General features: G+C 65.1%; 18 protein-coding genes. 8 read left to right on the forward strand and 10 right to left on the reverse strand.

Features of this window, described 5'->3' with window-relative positions; translation table 11 throughout:
• The first annotated feature begins 325 nt into the window (after positions 1-325).
• The 6 genes from AC5V87_RS01905 (at position 326) to AC5V87_RS01930 (ending at position 7,314) form a co-directional block, all read left to right on the forward strand.
• On the forward strand, positions 326-886 hold the full coding sequence (locus AC5V87_RS01905) for a F0F1 ATP synthase subunit delta (RefSeq protein ID WP_456841901.1): 561 nt from the start codon (positions 326-328) through the stop codon (positions 884-886).
• The gene (gene atpA / locus AC5V87_RS01910) at positions 886-2,415 is read left to right on the forward strand and encodes a F0F1 ATP synthase subunit alpha (protein ID WP_456841902.1); all 1,530 of its coding nucleotides are present in this window, start codon (positions 886-888) and stop codon (positions 2,413-2,415) included. Before AC5V87_RS01905 ends, atpA begins: the two co-directional genes overlap by 1 nt.
• Positions 2,416-2,589: 174 nt before the next feature.
• Complete coding sequence (locus tag AC5V87_RS01915; RefSeq protein WP_456841903.1) at positions 2,590-3,465, forward strand: F0F1 ATP synthase subunit gamma; 876 nt, start codon at positions 2,590-2,592, stop codon at positions 3,463-3,465.
• 34 nt (positions 3,466-3,499) lie between these two features.
• Positions 3,500-4,942, forward strand: a complete 1,443-nt coding sequence (gene atpD, locus AC5V87_RS01920; RefSeq protein ID WP_456841904.1) for a F0F1 ATP synthase subunit beta — start codon at positions 3,500-3,502, stop codon at positions 4,940-4,942.
• Between the two features lie 141 nt (positions 4,943-5,083).
• Positions 5,084-5,491, forward strand: coding sequence for a F0F1 ATP synthase subunit epsilon (locus AC5V87_RS01925; RefSeq protein ID WP_456841905.1), 408 nt, complete (start codon positions 5,084-5,086; stop codon positions 5,489-5,491).
• Positions 5,492-5,643: 152 nt separating this feature from the next.
• A complete protein-coding gene (locus AC5V87_RS01930; protein ID WP_456841906.1) occupies positions 5,644-7,314 on the forward strand; it encodes an adenylate/guanylate cyclase domain-containing protein in 1,671 nt (556 codons plus the stop codon).
• Between the two features lie 269 nt (positions 7,315-7,583).
• Here AC5V87_RS01930 and AC5V87_RS01935 read toward each other — a convergent pair whose 3' ends face one another.
• From AC5V87_RS01935 to AC5V87_RS01975, 9 genes are all read right to left on the reverse strand, one after another.
• Positions 7,584-8,084, reverse strand: a complete 501-nt coding sequence (locus AC5V87_RS01935; RefSeq protein ID WP_495369820.1) for an RNA pyrophosphohydrolase — start codon at positions 8,082-8,084, stop codon at positions 7,584-7,586.
• Between the two features lie 104 nt (positions 8,085-8,188).
• Positions 8,189-8,695: an RNA pyrophosphohydrolase gene (locus AC5V87_RS01940; protein WP_456841908.1), complete on the reverse strand. Its 507-nt coding sequence runs from the start codon at positions 8,693-8,695 to the stop codon at positions 8,189-8,191.
• Between the two features lie 73 nt (positions 8,696-8,768).
• Positions 8,769-9,992 (reverse strand): divergent polysaccharide deacetylase family protein, encoded by a 1,224-nt coding sequence (locus AC5V87_RS01945; protein WP_456841909.1) that lies wholly within the window; start codon positions 9,990-9,992, stop codon positions 8,769-8,771.
• A 145-nt stretch (positions 9,993-10,137) separates the two neighbouring features.
• Positions 10,138-11,496, reverse strand: coding sequence for a S41 family peptidase (locus AC5V87_RS01950; protein ID WP_456841910.1), 1,359 nt, complete (start codon positions 11,494-11,496; stop codon positions 10,138-10,140).
• Positions 11,493-12,848, reverse strand: coding sequence for a murein hydrolase activator EnvC family protein (locus AC5V87_RS01955; protein WP_495369821.1), 1,356 nt, complete (start codon positions 12,846-12,848; stop codon positions 11,493-11,495). Before AC5V87_RS01955 ends, AC5V87_RS01950 begins: the two co-directional genes overlap by 4 nt.
• A gap of 33 nt (positions 12,849-12,881) precedes the next feature.
• Positions 12,882-13,364, reverse strand: a complete 483-nt coding sequence (gene rlmH, locus AC5V87_RS01960; protein ID WP_495369822.1) for a 23S rRNA (pseudouridine(1915)-N(3))-methyltransferase RlmH — start codon at positions 13,362-13,364, stop codon at positions 12,882-12,884.
• A 111-nt stretch (positions 13,365-13,475) separates the two neighbouring features.
• The gene (gene rsfS / locus AC5V87_RS01965; protein WP_456841913.1) at positions 13,476-13,832 is read right to left on the reverse strand and encodes a ribosome silencing factor; all 357 of its coding nucleotides are present in this window, start codon (positions 13,830-13,832) and stop codon (positions 13,476-13,478) included.
• A 206-nt stretch (positions 13,833-14,038) separates the two neighbouring features.
• Positions 14,039-14,683 (reverse strand): nicotinate-nucleotide adenylyltransferase, encoded by a 645-nt coding sequence (locus tag AC5V87_RS01970; RefSeq protein ID WP_495369823.1) that lies wholly within the window; start codon positions 14,681-14,683, stop codon positions 14,039-14,041.
• A 16-nt stretch (positions 14,684-14,699) separates the two neighbouring features.
• On the reverse strand, positions 14,700-16,007 hold the full coding sequence (locus AC5V87_RS01975) for a glutamate-5-semialdehyde dehydrogenase (protein ID WP_495369824.1): 1,308 nt from the start codon (positions 16,005-16,007) through the stop codon (positions 14,700-14,702).
• 193 nt (positions 16,008-16,200) lie between these two features.
• On the opposite strand from AC5V87_RS01975, the gene AC5V87_RS01980 reads away from it, so the two are divergent.
• Both AC5V87_RS01980 and AC5V87_RS01985 read left to right on the forward strand, forming a co-directional pair.
• Positions 16,201-16,479 carry a type II toxin-antitoxin system ParD family antitoxin gene (locus tag AC5V87_RS01980; protein ID WP_456841916.1) on the forward strand — a complete coding sequence of 93 codons (279 nt, stop codon included), beginning with the start codon at positions 16,201-16,203 and terminating at the stop codon, positions 16,477-16,479.
• On the forward strand, positions 16,469-16,765 hold the full coding sequence (locus tag AC5V87_RS01985) for a type II toxin-antitoxin system RelE/ParE family toxin (protein ID WP_495369825.1): 297 nt from the start codon (positions 16,469-16,471) through the stop codon (positions 16,763-16,765). The genes AC5V87_RS01980 and AC5V87_RS01985 overlap by 11 nt, the downstream gene beginning before the upstream one ends.
• A gap of 14 nt (positions 16,766-16,779) precedes the next feature.
• Here the strand turns inward: AC5V87_RS01985 and proB are convergent, their stop codons facing one another.
• Complete coding sequence (gene proB, locus AC5V87_RS01990; protein WP_456841918.1) at positions 16,780-17,901, reverse strand: glutamate 5-kinase; 1,122 nt, start codon at positions 17,899-17,901, stop codon at positions 16,780-16,782.
• Between the last annotated feature and the right edge of the window lie 187 nt (positions 17,902-18,088).

Below are 18,088 nucleotides of genomic sequence, written 5' to 3' on the forward strand. Positions count from 1 at the left end.
GGCAGGAACAAAGTGGCGGGATGCGGTCGTAAGGCTCAAGGCAATTCCGTGGCACGGCAGGCTGCCGGGCAGGTCACCCGACAGCTCGTCATTTCGCGCGAGATGCTGCGACGAACTGGCGAACGAACCTCATGCCTTTAATTTGGCGTCATGTTGCACGTGCGCGCCTGCTATGTTAGCAAAGCCGCGATTTTAACGGACCCGGCACCTCCCGTGTCGGCCGAAAATCGAAGTCCCGCTTGAATTCCAAGGGCTTGGATCGCTAGGCGCCGCTTCGTGGCGACGGTTTTTCCCTTGCGAGTTTGACAGCAAAAAGAGCGCGTCTGTGGCTGCAGAAGATACGTCCGTTTCAGGTGTGTCGGGCCGTTATGCAACGGCCTTGTTTGAACTGGCCCGCGACCAGAAAGTGGTCGACGAGGTCAAAGCCGATCTCGACAAATTCGATGCAATGCTGAACGAGAGCGCCGATCTCAAGCGCCTCGTCCGCAGCCCGGTGTTCGCCGCCGACGCCCAGTCCAAGGCGCTCGCGGCCGTTCTGGACAAGGCCGGCATTGCCGGCATCTCCGCCAATTTCCTCAAGGTGCTGACCGCCAACCGCCGCCTGTTCGCGGTGGCTGACGTCATCCGCGCCTATCGCGCCCTCGTCGCCAAGTTCAAGGGCGAGACGACGGCCGACGTGACCGTGGCGGAGGCGCTCTCCGACAAGAATCTCGACGCCCTCAAGGTTGCCCTGAAGTCGGTGACCGGCAAGGACGTCGCGCTGAACGTGAAAGTCGATCCCGCGATCATCGGTGGCCTCGTCGTCAAGCTGGGCAGCCGCATGGTCGATGGTTCGCTTCGCACCAAACTCAATTCGATCAAGCACGCGATGAAAGAGGCAGGCTGATGGACATCCGCGCCGCGGAAATTTCCGCGATCCTCAAGGACCAGATCAAGAATTTCGGCCAGGAAGCTGAAGTCTCCGAAGTCGGACAGGTGCTGTCCGTCGGCGACGGCATCGCCCGCGTCTATGGTCTGGACAACGTCCAGGCCGGTGAAATGGTCGAGTTCGAGAACGGCACCCGCGGCATGGCGCTGAACCTCGAAACCGACAACGTCGGCGTCGTTATTTTCGGTGCCGACCGCGAGATCAAGGAAGGCCAGACCGTCAAGCGCACCCGCGCCATCGTGGACGCGCCGGTCGGCAAGGGCCTGCTCGGCCGCGTCGTCGACGCGCTCGGCAATCCGATCGACGGCAAGGGTCCGATCCAGGCCGACAAGCGCATGCGCGTCGACGTCAAGGCGCCCGGCATCATTCCGCGCAAGTCGGTGAACGAGCCGATGGCGACCGGCCTCAAGGCGATCGATGCCCTGATCCCGATCGGCCGCGGTCAGCGCGAGTTGATCATCGGCGACCGCCAGACCGGCAAGACCGCGATCGCGCTCGACACCATCCTGAACCAGAAGCCGCTGAACGCGCAGCCGGACGAGAACATCAAGCTGTACTGCGTCTACGTCGCGGTCGGCCAGAAGCGTTCGACTGTCGCGCAGTTCGTGAAGGTGCTGGAAGAGCAGGGCGCGCTCGAATACTCGATCGTCGTCGCTGCCACAGCGTCTGATCCGGCGCCGATGCAGTACATCGCGCCCTTCACCGGCTGCACCATGGGCGAGTACTTCCGCGACAACGGCATGCACGCGGTCATCATCTACGACGACTTGTCGAAGCAGGCCGTCGCCTACCGCCAGATGTCGCTGCTGCTGCGCCGCCCGCCGGGCCGCGAAGCCTATCCCGGCGACGTGTTCTATCTGCACTCCCGCCTGCTCGAGCGCGCGGCGAAGCTGAACAAGGACCAGGGCTCGGGCTCGCTGACGGCGCTGCCGGTCATCGAAACCCAGGCCAACGACGTGTCGGCCTACATCCCGACCAACGTCATCTCGATCACCGACGGCCAGATCTTCCTGGAAACCGACCTGTTCTTCCAGGGCATCCGTCCCGCGGTGAACGTCGGTCTGTCGGTGTCGCGCGTGGGTTCGTCGGCGCAGACTAAGGCCACCAAGAAGGTCGCCGGCAAGATCAAGGGCGAGCTCGCCCAGTACCGCGAAATGGCGGCCTTCGCGCAGTTCGGCTCCGACCTCGACGCCTCGACCCAGCGCCTGCTGAATCGCGGCTCGCGCCTGACCGAGTTGCTCAAGCAGCCGCAGTTCTCGCCGCTGAAGATGGAAGAGCAGGTCTGCGTGATCTGGGCCGGCACCAACGGCTATCTCGATCCGCTCCCGATCAACAAGGTGCGTGCGTTCGAGGACGGTCTGCTCTCGCTGCTGCGCGGCAAGCACGTCGACATCCTCAACGCGATCCGCGACAGCCGTGACCTCTCGGATGACACCGCCGCCAAGCTGAAGTCGGTGGTCGAAGGTTTCGCCAAGAGCTTCGCGTAATAGAGAACCGTCATGGCCGGGCTAAAGCGCGAAGCGCGTCTTCGCCTCTGATGTCCCGGCCATCCACGCGTCGCTGCGTGGGGGAGAAGACGTGGATGCCCGGGACAAGCCCGGGCATGACGAAAGGATAGGGTCGCGGTCAAGCCACAGGCTGGCCGCCGGGGTGAACGAAGAATGGCGTCACTTAAAGACATGCGCGTCCGCATCGCCTCCACCAAGGCGACGCAAAAGATCACCAAGGCCATGCAGATGGTCGCGGCCTCCAAGCTGCGCCGCGCGCAGACCGCGGCGGAAGCCGCGCGTCCCTACGCCGACAAGATGAGCGCGGTGATCTCCAACATCGCCAGCGCCGCCGCGGGCTCGCCCGGTGCGCCGACGCTGCTGGCCGGCACTGGCAGGGATCAGGTGCACCTGCTGCTGGTCTGCACCGGCGAGCGCGGCCTGTCCGGCGCCTTCAACTCCTCGATCGTGCGTCTCGCCCGCGAGCGCGCGCTGGCGCTGAGCGCGCAGGGCAAGGAAGTCAAATTCTTCTGCGTCGGCCGCAAGGGCTACGAGCAGTTGCGCCGCCAGTTCGACAGGCAGATCGTCGAGCATCTCGACCTGCGTAGCGTGCGCCAGCTCGGTTTCGTCAACGCCGAGGACATCGCCAAGAAGGTGCTGGCCCGTTTCGACGCCGGCGAGTTCGACGTCTGCACGCTGTTCTACTCGCAGTTCAAGTCGGTGATCGCGCAGGTCCCGACCGCCCAGCAGATCATTCCGCTGGTTGTCGAGGAAGGCGGTGCGAACGGCAGCGCGACCTCTTACGAATATGAGCCGGAGGAGGACGAGATCCTCACGCGCCTGTTGCCGCGCAATCTCGCGGTGCAGATCTTCCGCGCCCTGCTCGAGAACAACGCTTCGTTCTACGGCGCGCAGATGTCGGCGATGGACAACGCCACCCGCAACGCCGGCGAAATGATCCGCAAGCAGACGCTGGTCTACAACCGCACGCGTCAGGCTCAGATCACCAAGGAACTCATCGAAATCATCTCCGGCGCAGAAGCAGTCTGACCGGAAACGAAATTCGGATCGAAGGAGACAGTAAATGGCTACAGCAGCCACACAGATCGGTCGCGTTACCCAGGTCATGGGCGCCGTCGTCGACGTGCAGTTCGAAGGCCACCTGCCGGCCATTCTCAACTCGCTCGAGACCAAGAACGGCAACAACCGCCTGGTGCTGGAAGTCGCGCAGCATCTCGGCGAGTCGACCGTCCGCACGATCGCGATGGACGCCACCGAAGGTCTGGTGCGCGGCCAGGAGGTGACAGACACCGGTCAGCCGATCTCGGTTCCCGTGGGTGACGGTACGCTCGGCCGCATCATGAACGTCATCGGCGAGCCGATCGACGAGGCCGGCCCGATCAAGTCGGAAGGCACCCGCGCCATCCACCAGGAAGCGCCGACCTATACCGACCAGTCGACCGAAGCCGAAATTCTCGTCACCGGCATCAAGGTCGTCGATCTGCTCGCGCCGTATGCGAAGGGCGGCAAGATCGGCCTGTTCGGCGGCGCTGGCGTCGGCAAGACCGTGCTGATTCAGGAGCTGATCAACAACGTCGCCAAGGCGCACGGCGGTTACTCCGTGTTCGCCGGCGTCGGCGAGCGGACCCGCGAGGGCAACGACCTCTATCACGAGTTCATCGAGTCCAAGGTCAACGCTGATCCGCACAATCCGGATCCGAGCGTGAAGTCGAAGTGCGCGCTGGTGTTCGGCCAGATGAACGAGCCGCCGGGCGCCCGCGCCCGCGTCGGCCTGACCGGTCTGACCGTTGCCGAGCACTTCCGCGACCAGGGCCAGGACGTGCTGTTCTTCGTCGACAACATCTTCCGCTTCACGCAAGCGGGTTCGGAAGTGTCGGCGCTGCTCGGCCGTATTCCTTCGGCGGTGGGTTATCAGCCGACGCTCGCGACCGACATGGGCGCGCTGCAGGAGCGCATCACCACGACGCAGAAGGGTTCGATCACCTCGGTGCAGGCGATCTACGTCCCGGCCGACGACTTGACCGACCCGGCGCCCGCCACCTCGTTCGCGCACTTGGACGCCACTACGGTGCTGTCGCGAGCGATCTCGGAAAAGGGCATCTATCCGGCGGTGGACCCGCTCGACTCGACCTCGCGCATGCTCTCCCCGCTGGTCGTCGGCGAGGAGCACTACGCGGTCGCCCGTCAGGTCCAGCAGGTGCTGCAGCGCTACAAGTCGCTCCAGGACATCATCGCCATTCTCGGCATGGACGAGCTTTCGGAAGAGGACAAGCTGACGGTGGCCCGCGCCCGCAAGATCGAGCGCTTCCTGTCGCAGCCATTCCACGTCGCCGAAATCTTCACGGGTTCGCCTGGCAAGTTCGTCGAGCTCGCCGACACCATCAAGGGCTTCAAGGGCCTGGTGGACGGCAAGTACGATCACCTGCCGGAAGCCGCCTTCTACATGGTCGGCACCATCGAAGAGGCGGTCGAGAAGGGCAAGAAGCTGGCTGCTGAAGCGGCTTAAGCTTTCTCATCTCGTCATCGCCGGGCTAAAGCGCGAAGCGCGTCTTCGAACTGAAGTCCGGCGATCCATCGAAAGAAAATTTTGATGGATGGGCCCGCGGGGCAAGCCCGCGGGTGACAAGCGGAAAACAACGGATAGCCCATGGCCACCTTCCACTTCGATCTCGTCTCTCCGGAAAAGCTCGCCTTCTCAGGTGAGGTCGATCAGGTCGACATCCCCGGCGTCGAGGGTGATTTCGGCGTGCTGGCCGGACATGCCCCGGTCGTGGCTGCGGTCCGGCCCGGCATTCTCACCATCACCACCGCTGGCCGCCACGAGAAGGTCATCGTGCTCGGCGGCCTCGCCGAAGTCTCCGAAAACGGCCTGACCGTGCTCGCCGACGTCGCGACCTCGCTGGACGAGCTCGATCGCGCCCAGTTCGCCGAGACCATCTCGGAGATGGAAGAGGGGCTGAAAGAGCACGAAGGCAGCGAGCTCGATCAGGCGATCGAGCGGCTCGACCACTACAAGAGCATTCAGCAGCAGCTCAATTCCACGGCTATGCACTAAGCCCCGGCGCAGCCGCTCCGGGGCTCAAGCTTCAAAATTCCCGAACAAGTTCAGCGCTCGTCACTCACCGTGGCGGGCGCTGAAACCTTGTTGCACCGCGCCGAAGATAGCGGCATTCTGCGCCCGCGAATTTGTTCCGGGGCTGGGTGCAGATGAAACGCAAGATCGCGGCGATTTTCGCGGCCGATATTGCCGGTTACTCGAGGCTGGTTGCGGAAGACGAAGAGGAGACGCTGCGGCGTCTCGCCTCTTATCGCGAGGTCGTCGACGATTTCATCGCAAAGGCGGGCGGACGCATCTTCAACACGGCGGGCGATGCCGTGCTCGCGGAATTTCCGAGCGCGGTCGATGCGGTGCGCTGCGCGATCGACATCCAGGAGTCCTTGCGAACCCGCAACATGGCCTATCCGCCGAGCCGGCAGATGTCGTTCCGCATCGGCATCACCATCGGCGACGTGGTTGAGCGCGACGGCGATTTGCTGGGTGACGGCGTCAATATCGCGGCCCGGCTCGAAGGCCTCGCCGAGGTTGGCGGCATCTGCATCTCCCGCGCGGTGCACGAGCAGGTTGCCAACAAGCTCTCGGTGCAGTTCGCCGATATCGGTGCGCAGGAGGTCAAGAACATCCCAACGCCCGTTCACGCCTACATGGTGGCGATGCGCCGCGAGGACGGCACCTACACCAAGCCGCAGGTGAAGAAGGCGGGCGCGAAGCTCGCTGCCGCACCGGTGTGGATGTGGCCGCTCGTGGTTGCCATCGTCTCGATCGTCGCCATCGTCGTCTCGGGCTTCCTCTACAACACCAGGCTCAAGCAGACGGCGACCGCCGCATCGACGCCGGCGGTCACACCCACTGTCGTGCCGAGCACAACGCCGAGCGCGGCGGCCATGGCGCCGAGCCCAACGCCGAGCCAGGTTGTAAAGGCCCAGATGGCTCCGTCGAATGCCGGCGCTGCGATGGCGCCGATGCCGGCGCCGTCCCCATCCGCCGCGCCGATGGCGGGCAAGCTTGCCGCCGACAGCGTGCCTTTCATCAACGAGCGCGTCCGCAATTACCTCGCCGGCGACTATTCCGCGGCCGGCGACTACAAGGCCTTCGCGCTCAATGTCGGCGGCTTCACCGGCTCGGTGTTGAACCAGCCGAGCGAGGAGGCTGCGCGCAACGGTGCGATCGAGCAGTGCCAGAAGCGCGCCGATGCGGCGCAATCGCCGCGGCGCTGCGAGCTCTATGCGGTCGGCAACAATGTCGTCTACGCCCACGGCAAGCCGCCGATGCCGCCGTCGCCGTACTTCCGGCATGACGCCATGACGGAGCGGCCCTTCGCGTCGAAGGATTTTCCGATCGTGCGCGAACAGCAAAAGGTGCGGCTCGAGAACATGTTCGTGCCGGCAGCGAAATCCCGCTCGATCGCACTCGGCCCGGGCGGACAATATTTCATGGTGCTCGGAGCAGCTTCCGCCGAGGACGCGGCGCGGCGTTCGCTCGAATCGTGCGGCGCCATTGCCGGCGTCGCCTGCATGATCGTCGCGGTCGACGACAATTTCGTCGTGCCGATCCCGGCCCTGTTCAGGGTCACCGGCTTCTTCCATGCTGCCAGCAATCCCTCGATCGTCGCCGACGACCGCGACGACGTCGTGCGCAAGCTCGGCGATGCCATGGGCTGGAATGCCGTTGCCGTCGGCACCGCAGGCCGTCCCGGGCTCGGCCTGAAGGCCGCCGACGAGCAGACCGCCGTCAGCGCCGCACTCGCCGACTGCGCCAGGCGCGACAGCGATTGCCACGTCATCGCCATCGGCCCATTCACGGTGGGACCAATCAACTGATCAACTAAAGTCTGCTGCGCTTGGGCCCGACTAAAGCGCGATGGGATCAGGACGAATCATCATCGCGCTTGAGGTTATTGCTTGAGCATGATCTTTTCGGAAAACCGCTTCGCACTTTTCCGGATCATGCTCTAGCGCGCCCGCGGAGGTGCGTTCCCTCCCCCCTTGCGGCGGAGGGAGCGAGAGAGCGGTGCCGCCCTCACACGCAAATCTCAGCGAAAAAATTCTCAAATGATTTCAAACGCCATTCTACTGTGCATGGGGTTGTCTCAGTTTCCGAACGCCGCAAACTCGCGCGCCACGGCGCGGTAGACCTCGCGTCGGAACGGCACCACGAGGTCGGCGACGCGGTCGAGGCGCTCCCAGCGCCAGGCGTCGAACTCGGCGGGCTGGCCGTTGCGCGGTGTCAGCGGATCGATCTCGTCATCCTTGCCGGTGAAGCGCAGTGCGAACCATTTCTGGCGCTGACCGCGGAATTTTGCGAGGCGATGCGTCTGCGGCCCGTCATAGGGCGGGAATTCGTAGCTGAACCAGTCGGTCTCGCCGAGATAGTCAGCGCTGACGACGCTGGTCTCCTCCCAGAGCTCGCGAATCGCCGCATCGCGCAGGTTCTCGCCCTCGTCGACGCCGCCCTGCGGCATCTGCCAGTCGAGGCCGGGCAGGATGATCTCGGGCCCATCGCCCTTGAAGCGATGGCCGATCAGCACGCGGCCATCGGCATTGAACAGTGCGATGCCGACATTAGGGCGGTAGGGTTTTTGATCGGGCACTTGCAAATATCTCTCGTCGTCATTCCGGGACGCGCGCAGCGCGAAACCGGAATCTCGAGGTCTCGGGTTCGATGCTGCGCATCGCCCCGGGACGACAATAAGGCTCAATCCTCCGCCAGCGCGGAAAATTCCTGCACCACCCGCTCGTAGACCGGGCGCTTGAACGGGATGATCAGCCCGGGGAGGTTCTTCATCGGCTCCCAACGCCAGCTGACGAATTCGGCCTTGTGGCCGCCGCCGCCCGGCCTCTCGACATTGATCTCGCTGTCCTTCCCGGTGAAGCGCACCGCGTACCATTTCTGGCGCTGGCCGCGATAGCGGCCCTTCCAGGCGCGGCCCGCCACGGTGCGGGGAATATCGTAGGTGAGCCAGTCCGGAACCTCGCCGAGCCGCTCGACCGAGCGCACGCTGGTTTCCTCATAAAGCTCGCGCCGCGCGGCTTCCCAGGTGTCCTCGCCGGGATCGACACCGCCCTGCGGCATCTGCCAGACATGGCTGTCATCGACATGCTCGACGCCACCGGCGCGGCGGCCGATGAACACCAGTCCCTTTGGGTTGATCAGCATCACGCCGACGCAGGTCCGGTAGGGCAGATCCTCGTAACGCGCCATTCCGCCAGACCTCTCCGCGTGCTGTAGGGCTCGAACAGGCCCCGCCGGCCTCGTGCCGTCCCAATCCGTTGATTTAGCTGGATTTTGATTTCAGCATCACGGTTGTCAATGGCACCAAAAGGATACCTCGGTCGCTCAATGTCCGGGACCAGGCACTGATGCGCTCGATCGAGACGGGCAGGGCCGAGGCGGTGCCGATGGCAGCGCCGCGCTCGCGCGCTGCCGCTTCGAGCTTGTTGAGGGCGCGGTCGATCTCGGTCGGCGTCGGCACCGCGTCGATCGCAATGTCGCCCTTGCCGAACGGCATCGCCTGGCTGCCGGCAAGCTGCGGCGCGATGCTGCGCGGCGAGGAGCCGTCGTCGAAGAAGCCGAGGCCGCGCTTGGCGGCCTCGCGGATGACCGGCTGCATTGCCGCGTCCGTCGCGATGAAGCGGGCGCCCATGAAATTGGTGATGCCGGCATAGCCCTGCATCCGGCTGAGGTGCCAGTACAGGCGGTCCATGTTCTGGTCGGTGGTGAGCGAGGTCAGCAGCGTCTGCGGCCCGGGATCGTTGTCCGGGAAGTCGTAGGGCTCCATCGGGATCTGCAGGAAGATCTCGTGGCGCTGGGCGCGGGCGCGTTCGGCAAGCTTGCCGGGATCGGCGCCGTAGGGCGTGAAGGCCAGCGTCACCGCAGCCGGCAGCTTCATGATCGCATCGGTGGTTTTTGCCGCGCCGACGCCGAGGCCGCCAATCACGATCGCGACCACCGGCATCCTGGCGGCCTTGGCCCGATCGGCATCCGCTGCATAGACGTTGAAGGGCTTCAGGTCTCCGGCCACCACGGGGATCATCCCGTAGCGCGACTTCTCCAGCAGCTTCGGGTCGATCCCCGCCATCACGGGGGGCGGGGCGGATGCAGCGGCCGCATCGCCCTTGTCGGCGGCATCGGCGGCGCCGATCACGACGTCATGGCGCGCGCCGGTCGAGCCGTCGATCATGGTGACGGTCTTCTGCTCGCCTGCCAGCTTCGCCGCTTCCTTGGCCTCGTGCTTGCTCTCCTGCTTGCCTTCTTGGCCATGGCTGGATGCGGCCGGTTTCTCGTCGGTCGCCTTGGGCTCGCGGATCGCGATCCGCGTCATCGGCTCGCCGCCGAGCGGATCCTTGTTGAAGATGGCGAAGCCGGCGAAGGTGACGAGGAACAGGCCGAGCATGACGGCGAGGAACTGCATGGCCGTGAACGGCAGCCGCAGCCGGCGTTTGCGGCGCGGCTTGTCCTGTCCGAGCGGGGCGCTCAGATCATCGGCCGTTTCAGTCATGCGAGATCCCGAATCACTCGCCCCGACGATACCACGCCGGGGTCAAGTGGCGGCAGGCCGGGAGAGGGCGGAGACTGAGGAGTTCCAAGCAAAAAGGGCGGCTCCTCAAAGCCGCCCTTTTCTTTGGATCGCTTGATGCGCCGACTTAGTTCGCGGCTTTGGGCCTGTCGGCGGTCGCCTTGCTGTCGCCGCCCGGCGTCGGCGCGGCGGACGCGCTATTCTTGATGCCGTGGAGCAGATCGTCGGCGAGCTTGAGCGCCTTGTCGTCCTTGGCATCCGGCGGGACGTAGGACTGCGAACCGGTCTTCTCGTCGCCATCGTTCTTGAGATGGCCGCGCAGCGAAGCCTCGCCCTTGGTGTCGGTGCGCGACTTCAGCTCGTCCGGCACGTCCTGGAGCACTTCGATGTCAGGCACGATGCCCTTGGCCTGGATCGACTTGCCCGACGGCGTGTAGTAGCGCGCGGTGGTCAGGCGCAGCGCGCCGTTGCCCGAGCCGAGCGGGATGATGGTCTGCACCGAGCCCTTGCCGAACGAGCGCGTGCCGACGATGGTCGCGCGCTTGTGGTCCTGCAGCGCGCCGGCGACGATTTCCGACGCCGAGGCCGAACCGCCATTGATCAGCACGATGACCGGCTTGCCCTTGGTGAGGTCGCCGGCATGCGCGGTGCGGCGCTGGGTCTCCTCGGCATTGCGGCCGCGGGTCGAGACGATCTCGCCCTTCTCCAGGAACGAGTCTGAGACGGTGACCGCTTCCTCGAGCAGGCCGCCCGGGTTGTTGCGCAGATCGATGATGTAGCCCTTGAGCTTGTCGCCGATCTGATTCGAGAGATTGGCGACCTCGCGCTTCAGGCCTTCGGTGGTCTGCTCGTTGAAGGTGGTGATGCGGACGTAGGCGATGTCGTCGGCCTCGACACGGGCGCGCACCGAGCGGACGCGGATGTTGTCGCGCACCAGGGTGACGTCGATCGGATTGTCCTGGCCCTTGCGGATGATCTTCAGCTTGATCTTGGTGTTGACCGGACCGCGCATCTTCTCGACCGCCTGGTTCAGGGTCAGGCCCTGCACCGCCTCGTCGTCGAGATTGGTGATGATGTCGTTGGCCATGATGCCGGCGCGCGAGGCGGGGGTGTCGTCGATCGGCGAGACCACCTTGATCAGGCCGTCCTCCATCGTGACCTCGATGCCGAGGCCGCCGAACTCACCGCGGGTCTGCACCTGCATGTCGCGGAAGCTCTTGGCGTCCATGTAGCTCGAATGCGGATCGAGGCCGGTGAGCATGCCGCTGATGGCGGATTCAATCAGCTTGGTGTCGTCGGGCTTCTCGACATAATCGGAGCGCACGCGCTCGAAGACGTCGCCGAACAAATTGAGCTGGCGATAGGTGTCCGCGGTCGCGGCTCGCGCGCTGGAGCCCATGAATACCGCGCGGGGCTGGGTCACGAACAGCGTCAGCGCCGCACCGGTGGCCGCGCTGAGGAGAATAACTGAAGTCTTGCGCATCATCCGCGAACCTTCTCGCCTTCATTTGCGGCCCACCATGGGCCTGGATCGATTGGAGTGCCGTCTTTGCGGAACTCGACATAGAGCACAGGTTGGCTCGCGTTCGTGGCGAGAATGGAGGCGACTTGAGAGGTCGACCCCATGGTCGCGACTGGCTCCCCCGTGAGCACAAACTGTCCGATGTTTACCGAAATGCGCTCCATCCCGGCGATCAGGACATGATACCCGCCCCCGGCGTTGAGGATCAAGAGTTGTCCATAGCTGCGGAATGGGCCGGAATAGACCACCCAGCCGTCACACGGCGTTGTGACCTGGGAGCCGGGCTTGGTCGCCAGGGAAATGCCCTTCTGGACCCCGCCGACCCCGTCGGAACCGCCAAAGTCCCTGATCTTGTTACCGTTAACCGGAAGCGGCAGGAGCCCCTTGGCCGAGGCGAAGGCAATCGCCGGGGTGGTCCGCGAGCGGTCCTTGAAAGCGGCTGGGCCGGACTTTGCGCTGGCATTGGCGCTCGCGGCCGCCTTGGCCTCGGCCTGCCTTGCGGCCTCGGCCGCCTTCTCGGCGGCCTTGGCGGCGCTCTGCAGGTCCTGCTCCATCCTGGTGATCAGCCCCTGGAGATCGCCGACCTGTTTTGAAAGCGCGATGGCGCGCGAGCTCTCGGCATCGAGGTCCTTTTCGCGTGCCGCCTGCTGGCGCTGCCGCTCGTCGACCAGGGCCGCGAGGCGGGTCTGATCGCTCCTGACGCTGTCGCGGTCGGAGGCGAGCTGGTCGCGTTCGCTCGCGATGGTCTTGCGCAGGGCGACGAGCTCGCCGATCTCACTTGCGATCTTTTCCGCGCGGCCGCGCAATTCCGGCACAACCGCGCCGAGCAGCATCGCCGTGCGCAATGATTGCAGCGCATCCTCGGGCCGCACCAGCAGCGCCGGCGGCGTGCGCCGGCCGGCTCGCTGCAACGCCGCCAGCACCTCGACGATGTCGGCGCGGCGCGAATCGAGCGAGCTGCGCATCTCCTGCTCGCGCCCATTGAGTGTGCGCAGCCGCGCTTCGGCCTCGTCGATCTTGGTCTCGACAGTGCGCACATTGGCGGCGGTGTCGATCAATTGCTGATTGAGCTGGGTGCGGTCCTGGCCGAGCGAGGTGATCTCGGCCTTGAGCTTGGCCTGCGCCTCCTCCGCGCTCTTCTGCCGTGCGCGCGCGGCCTCGAGCTCCTGCTCGCGCTGCTTGATCGCCTCGGGCGAGACGGCCGCGGTCTGCGGTGCCGGTGCTGCGGCCTGAGCTTGCGCGAGGCTTACGTGGGCTTGCGCGAGGCTTGCGCCTGCGAGGCTTGCAATCAGCAGGTTGAGGACAGGCGCTCGCATCGCGTCAGGTAAAGGTGTTCGTTGTGGCGCGCCTCACGCGCGGTGATAGGGGTGGCCGGCCAGAATGGTGGCGGCCCGATAAAGCTGTTCCAGAAGCATGACGCGGACCATTTGATGCGGCCAGGTCGCAGCGCCGAACGCGATCGCGAGCTTGACCTTACGGCGCAATTCGGGCGAAAGTCCGTCCGCCCCTCCGATCACGAAGATAGTATGACCGGCACCCTCGTCGCGCCAGCGGCCGAGGTGCCGTGCGAACACGGTGGAGTCGAGATTCTGGCCGCGCTCGTCCAGCGCCACCAGGATCGATTTTTCGGGAACATGCGCGGAGATCGCTGCGGCCTCTTCGGCCATCCGCGTCGCGGCGTCGCGCGCACGGCTTTCTGGGATCTCGTGAATGCTGAGCTCGCGGAATCCGAGCTTGCGGCCGGCCTCGTCGAACCGCTCGAAATAGCGGTCGGCGAGCTCCCGTTCGGGGCCCTGCTTCAGCCGGCCCACCGCAATGACAGCAACGCGCATGATATCTTCAGGGGTCCGATATCTTCGGAGTCGTGTTTCGAGACCGCGCGCAGTTTGCGCGCGCACGACGCTAGCATGCGCGTCAGCCGATTCGAAATCGGCTCGTTGAGCCTAGATCGCCTTCGCCGCCCCTGGGCCCTGCGTGTACAACCGCTCAAGGTTGTAGAACTCGCGGACCTCGGGTCTGAACACGTGCACGATCACATCGCCGGAATCGATCAGCACCCAGTCGCAATTGGGCAAGCCCTCGACGTGGATGCTCTTGATGCCGTTTTCCTTGAGGCCCTTGGTGACGTTGTCCGCGATCGCGCCGACGTGCCGGTTCACCCGGCCGGTGGTGACGATCATGTAGTCGGAGTACGTCGATTTGCCGCGAAGGTCGATGGTGACCGTCTCTTCCGCCTTCATGTCCTCGAGGCGGGAGAGGATCAGGCTCAGCGTCTTGTCGGCGTCGGGTTGCGCCTGCAAGGCCGCTTTGGTCGATGTTTTACGCGTAGGCTTAGCAACCTTGGGTAAAACAGACTTGGACAATACAGATGTGGTCAGGGACCATTCCTTTCACTGTATCGCGAACGCCGAATCCGGCGCCCACCGGTTACACTACATCATGTGGGGTTAAGGGTTTCAATATGCCAGAGAGCCCCAAATCCCCACCACGCTCCGCACACGCCGTCTCACGTTGTTCCCTTCCAGCTCCCGTCCGGGTTCCGCAGGCCCGTTGAGGAGAGATTCAGCTTCAAACCGGTCAGAAAGACCCAGGCCGGCGCCGGCCGGTCCGCGAGCAATGCTGCCTTTTCCTCGGGCAGGCGGTAGCGCGCGAGCGCCTTGGCGGCGGGCGAGGCGAGGGCACGAAAGCTCTGCGGCGGCCGATCGATCACTGCCATCGGAACTTGGGCCGCGATACGCCGCCAGTCCTGCCAACGATGGAATTGAGCGAGGTTATCGGCGCCCATAATCCAGACAAAGCGCAGGCCCGAGAAGCGGCGGCGCAAGGTGTTGATCGTGTCGATAGTATAGCGGGTACGAATGACGGATTCGAGACAGCTCACCTCGATCCTGGGGTCGTCGGCGACGTCGCGCGCGGCCTGCACCCGCTCGCCGAGCTCATGCAGATTGCCGTTCTCCTTGAGCGGATTGCCGGGGGTCACCAGCCACCAGACGCGATCGAGTTGCAATCGCGTCAAGGCGAACCGGCTGATCGCGCGATGGGCCTGATGCGGCGGATTGAACGAGCCGCCGAGCAGGCCGATGCGCATGCCCTCGGTGTGGGGCGGGACTGCTTGCGCCACGAAACGCGGCACGACGAAATTGTTGCTCAATGCCCGCCCTGCGACTTTACGGCCGCGTCTGTCCGGTGCCGTGAACGCGATATTTGAAGCTCGTGAGCTGCTCGGCGCCGACAGGACCGCGGGCGTGGAAGCGGCCGGTGGCGATGCCGATCTCGGCGCCGAAACCGAACTCGCCGCCATCGGCGAACTGTGTCGAGGCATTGTGCAGCACGATCGCGGAATCGACTTCGCTGAGAAACTTCTTCGCCGCCGTCTCATCCGCACTCACGATCGCGTCGGTGTGATGCGAGCCGTGGCTCTGGATATGCGCGATCGCGCCGTCGACGCCGTCGACCACCTTCGCCGCGATGATCGCGTCGAGATATTCGGTGTCCCAATCGTCGTCGCTGGCAGGTCTTACGCGGGGGTCGGTCTTCTGCACAGCATCGTCGCCGCGCACTTCACAGCCGGCATCCAACAGCATCTCGACCAGCGGCTTCAGGTTTGTGCCGGCAGCGGCGCGATCGACCAGCAGCGTCTCGGCCGCACCACAGACGCCGGTGCGACGCATTTTTGCGTTCAGCACGATCGACTTCGCCATGGCGAGGTCGGCGCTGGCATCGATATAGACGTGGTTCACGCCTTCGAGATGCGCGAACACCGGCACGCGCGCCTCCTGCTCGACGCGCGCGACGAGGCTCTTGCCGCCGCGCGGCACGATCACGTCGATGGCGCCGTTCAAGCCTGACAGCATCATGCCGACCGCCGCGCGGTCGCGCGTCGGCACCAGCGTGATCGCCGCTTCGGGCAGGCCGGCTTCGCGCAGGCCCTGCACCAGGCAGTCATGAATGGCGCGGCAGGAACGGAAACTGTCGGAGCCGCCGCGCAGGATCACCGCGTTGCCGGACTTGAGGCACAGCACGCCGGCATCCGCCGCAACGTTCGGCCGGCTCTCGAAAATCACGCCGACGACGCCGAGCGGCACGCGCACGCGCTCGATGGTCATGCCGTTCGGCCGCTGCCAGCTCTCGGTGACGACGCCGATGGGATCGGCAATGCCGCGTACGATGCCGATGCCCTCGGCCATCGACTCGACGCGCGCCGGCGTCAGCGTCAGGCGATCGATGAAGGAGGGGGTCATGTTGCTCGATCCGCGTGCTTCCGCGACGTCCTCGGCATTGGCGGCAAGGATCGCGGCGGAGTTCGCGCGAATCGCCCGCTCCATGGCTTCCAGCGCCCGGTTCTTCTGCTCCGGCGGCGCCAGCGCCAGCACGCGCGCGGCGGCGCGGGCACGGGTGGCGAGATCGGACATCAGCGCCTGGAGATCGCTGGTCCGATCGGCATTGCCGTCAACGGCTTTGAGGGGGGCGGCCATGGGGTCAAACCTTCTGCTAAGGCGGTGTCCTAGCACGGAAATCCCGCGTCTGCGAAGGGCGGGGAGGGAATGGCTGGGGCCCGCTTCCTGCCGTCGGGTCGGCCCTTGGGGCGATTGGCGCTAGAGGCTGGAGGAAGCCTTGCGGGCTACCGAAATATCAATAAATATCATCATTTGCTAACGGAGTCTCCCCATGGCGAGCAGCTACAGCATCGGCAAGCATTTCGAAGATCTGATCGACAATCTGGTCGAGAGCGGCCGCTATGCCACCGCCAGCGAGGTGATGCGCGAAGGCCTTCGGCTCGTCGAAGAGCGCGAGGAGCAGCGCAAGCTCAAGCTGGAGGCGCTGCGGGAGGAGATCCAGAAGGGCTTCGATAGTGGGCCGATGGAAGAGGTCGGCGTCCAGGAATGGATGAACGACATCAAGGCGCGGGGCCGGCAACGGTTGGCCGCGCGCAAGCGTGGCGAATAGATTCCGCAAAGCCCCGCAAGCAGACCTCGATCTCGATTCGATCTGGGACTTCATCGCTTCCGATAGCATTCGGGCTGCCGAGAAGCAGATCGAACGCATCGGCGAGATTTTCGAGATGCTGGTCGAGAACCCGCTTGCGGGGCGGGAGCGGCGGGAATTGCGCGCAGGCTTGCGCAGCTTCCCGGTCGGCAGCTACGTGATCTTCTATATCCCGCTACCAGATGGCGTGGAGATCATTCGCGTCATGCACGGTCGGCAGGATATTGATGCCGACGACGTGCAATAGACGTCGCTCGGTTCTTACCCGCCCATCACCAGATCGTCGCGATGGATCATCTCCGACCGCCCGCTGATACCGAGGATGGCCATCACGTCCGGGGAAGAGCGGCCCTTGATCCGCTCGGCGTCGTCGGCGTCATAGGCGATCAGGCCGCGGCCGACTTCGCTGGTGTCGGGGCCGCGCACGATCACGGCATCGCCGCGCGCGAACTGGCCCTCGACCTTGATCACGCCGGCCGGCAGCAGGCTGGCCCCGGCGCGCAGCGCGGCGACCGCGCCGGCATCGATGGTCAGCGTGCCCTTCGGCTCCAGCGAGCCCGCGATCCAGCGCTTCCGCGAGGTGATGGGATTGGCCGGCGTCAGGAACCAGGTGCAGCGGCCGCCATTGGCAATCGCCTGCAAGGGATGCTCGATCTTGCCGGAGGCGATCAGCATATGCGTGCCGCCGGTGGTGGCGATCTTGGCAGCCTCGACCTTGGTGCGCATGCCGCCACGCGACAGCTCGGACTCGGCGTCTCCCGCCACCGCCTCGATCTCGGAGGAGATGCTTTCCACGACCGGAATCAGCCTTGCGTTCGGATTGTTCTTCGGCGGAGCGTCGTAAAGCCCGTCGATGTCGGACAGCAGCACGAGGAGGTCCGCGCTCGCCATGGTGGCGACGCGCGCGGCAAGGCGGTCATTGTCGCCATAGCGGATCTCGTTGGTGGCGACCGTGTCGTTCTCGTTGATCACGGGGATCGCGCGCCATTCCAGCAGCTTGCCGATGGTGGAGCGGGCGTTGAGATAACGGCGGCGCTCCTCAGTGTCCTGGAGCGTCACCAGAATCTGTCCGGCGCCGATGCCGTGAGCCCCTAACACCTCCGACCAGATCCGCGCCAGGGCGATCTGGCCGACGGCGGCGGCGGCCTGGCTCTCTTCCAGCTTCAGCGGGCCGCGCGGCAGCTTGAGCCGGCTGCGGCCGAGCGCGATCGAACCAGAGGAGACGACGAGGACGTCGCGGCCTTCGCGGTGCAGCTTGGCCATGTCGTCGGCGAGCGCAGCGAGCCACGAGGCACGCACCTCGCCCTTGTCGGAATCGACCAACAGAGCGGAGCCGACCTTGACGACGATGCGGCGGAATTGACTGAGTTCGGGGCTGGCCATGTGTGTATGTCTTGGCAGCGGTGCTGCGACTTGCCCTGCATTGGAAACGGCGGAGCGACAAGGCGGCGCCGATGAGCCCTGCTTTTGCAGCAGGACGATGGCCGGCGCAAGCCGGTCGGGACGGTAAACGGCGAAGGTCGGCCTTGTCTTGAACGCTGGCCCCGCTCTAATGCCGTCAAGCAATATT

This window comes from Bradyrhizobium sp. SOJA106 (assembly GCF_059448745.1).

Coding starts and splice junctions, on each gene's coding strand:
- AC5V87_RS01925 (WP_456841905.1), top strand. CDS start 5,084: ATGGCCACCTTCCACTTCGATCTCGTCTCTCCGGAAAAGCTCGCCTTC.
- rlmH (WP_495369822.1), bottom strand. CDS start 13,364: ATGCGCGTTGCTGTCATTGCGGTGGGCCGGCTGAAGCAGGGCCCCGAA.
- proB (WP_456841918.1), bottom strand. CDS start 17,901: ATGGCCAGCCCCGAACTCAGTCAATTCCGCCGCATCGTCGTCAAGGTC.
- AC5V87_RS01975 (WP_495369824.1), bottom strand. CDS start 16,007: ATGGCCGCCCCCCTCAAAGCCGTTGACGGCAATGCCGATCGGACCAGC.
- AC5V87_RS01930 (WP_456841906.1), top strand. CDS start 5,644: ATGAAACGCAAGATCGCGGCGATTTTCGCGGCCGATATTGCCGGTTAC.
- AC5V87_RS01980 (WP_456841916.1), top strand. CDS start 16,201: ATGGCGAGCAGCTACAGCATCGGCAAGCATTTCGAAGATCTGATCGAC.
- atpA (WP_456841902.1), top strand. CDS start 886: ATGGACATCCGCGCCGCGGAAATTTCCGCGATCCTCAAGGACCAGATC.
- AC5V87_RS01940 (WP_456841908.1), bottom strand. CDS start 8,695: ATGGCGCGTTACGAGGATCTGCCCTACCGGACCTGCGTCGGCGTGATG.
- AC5V87_RS01955 (WP_495369821.1), bottom strand. CDS start 12,848: ATGCGAGCGCCTGTCCTCAACCTGCTGATTGCAAGCCTCGCAGGCGCA.
- AC5V87_RS01950 (WP_456841910.1), bottom strand. CDS start 11,496: ATGATGCGCAAGACTTCAGTTATTCTCCTCAGCGCGGCCACCGGTGCG.
- AC5V87_RS01915 (WP_456841903.1), top strand. CDS start 2,590: ATGGCGTCACTTAAAGACATGCGCGTCCGCATCGCCTCCACCAAGGCG.
- atpD (WP_456841904.1), top strand. CDS start 3,500: ATGGCTACAGCAGCCACACAGATCGGTCGCGTTACCCAGGTCATGGGC.
- AC5V87_RS01945 (WP_456841909.1), bottom strand. CDS start 9,992: ATGACTGAAACGGCCGATGATCTGAGCGCCCCGCTCGGACAGGACAAG.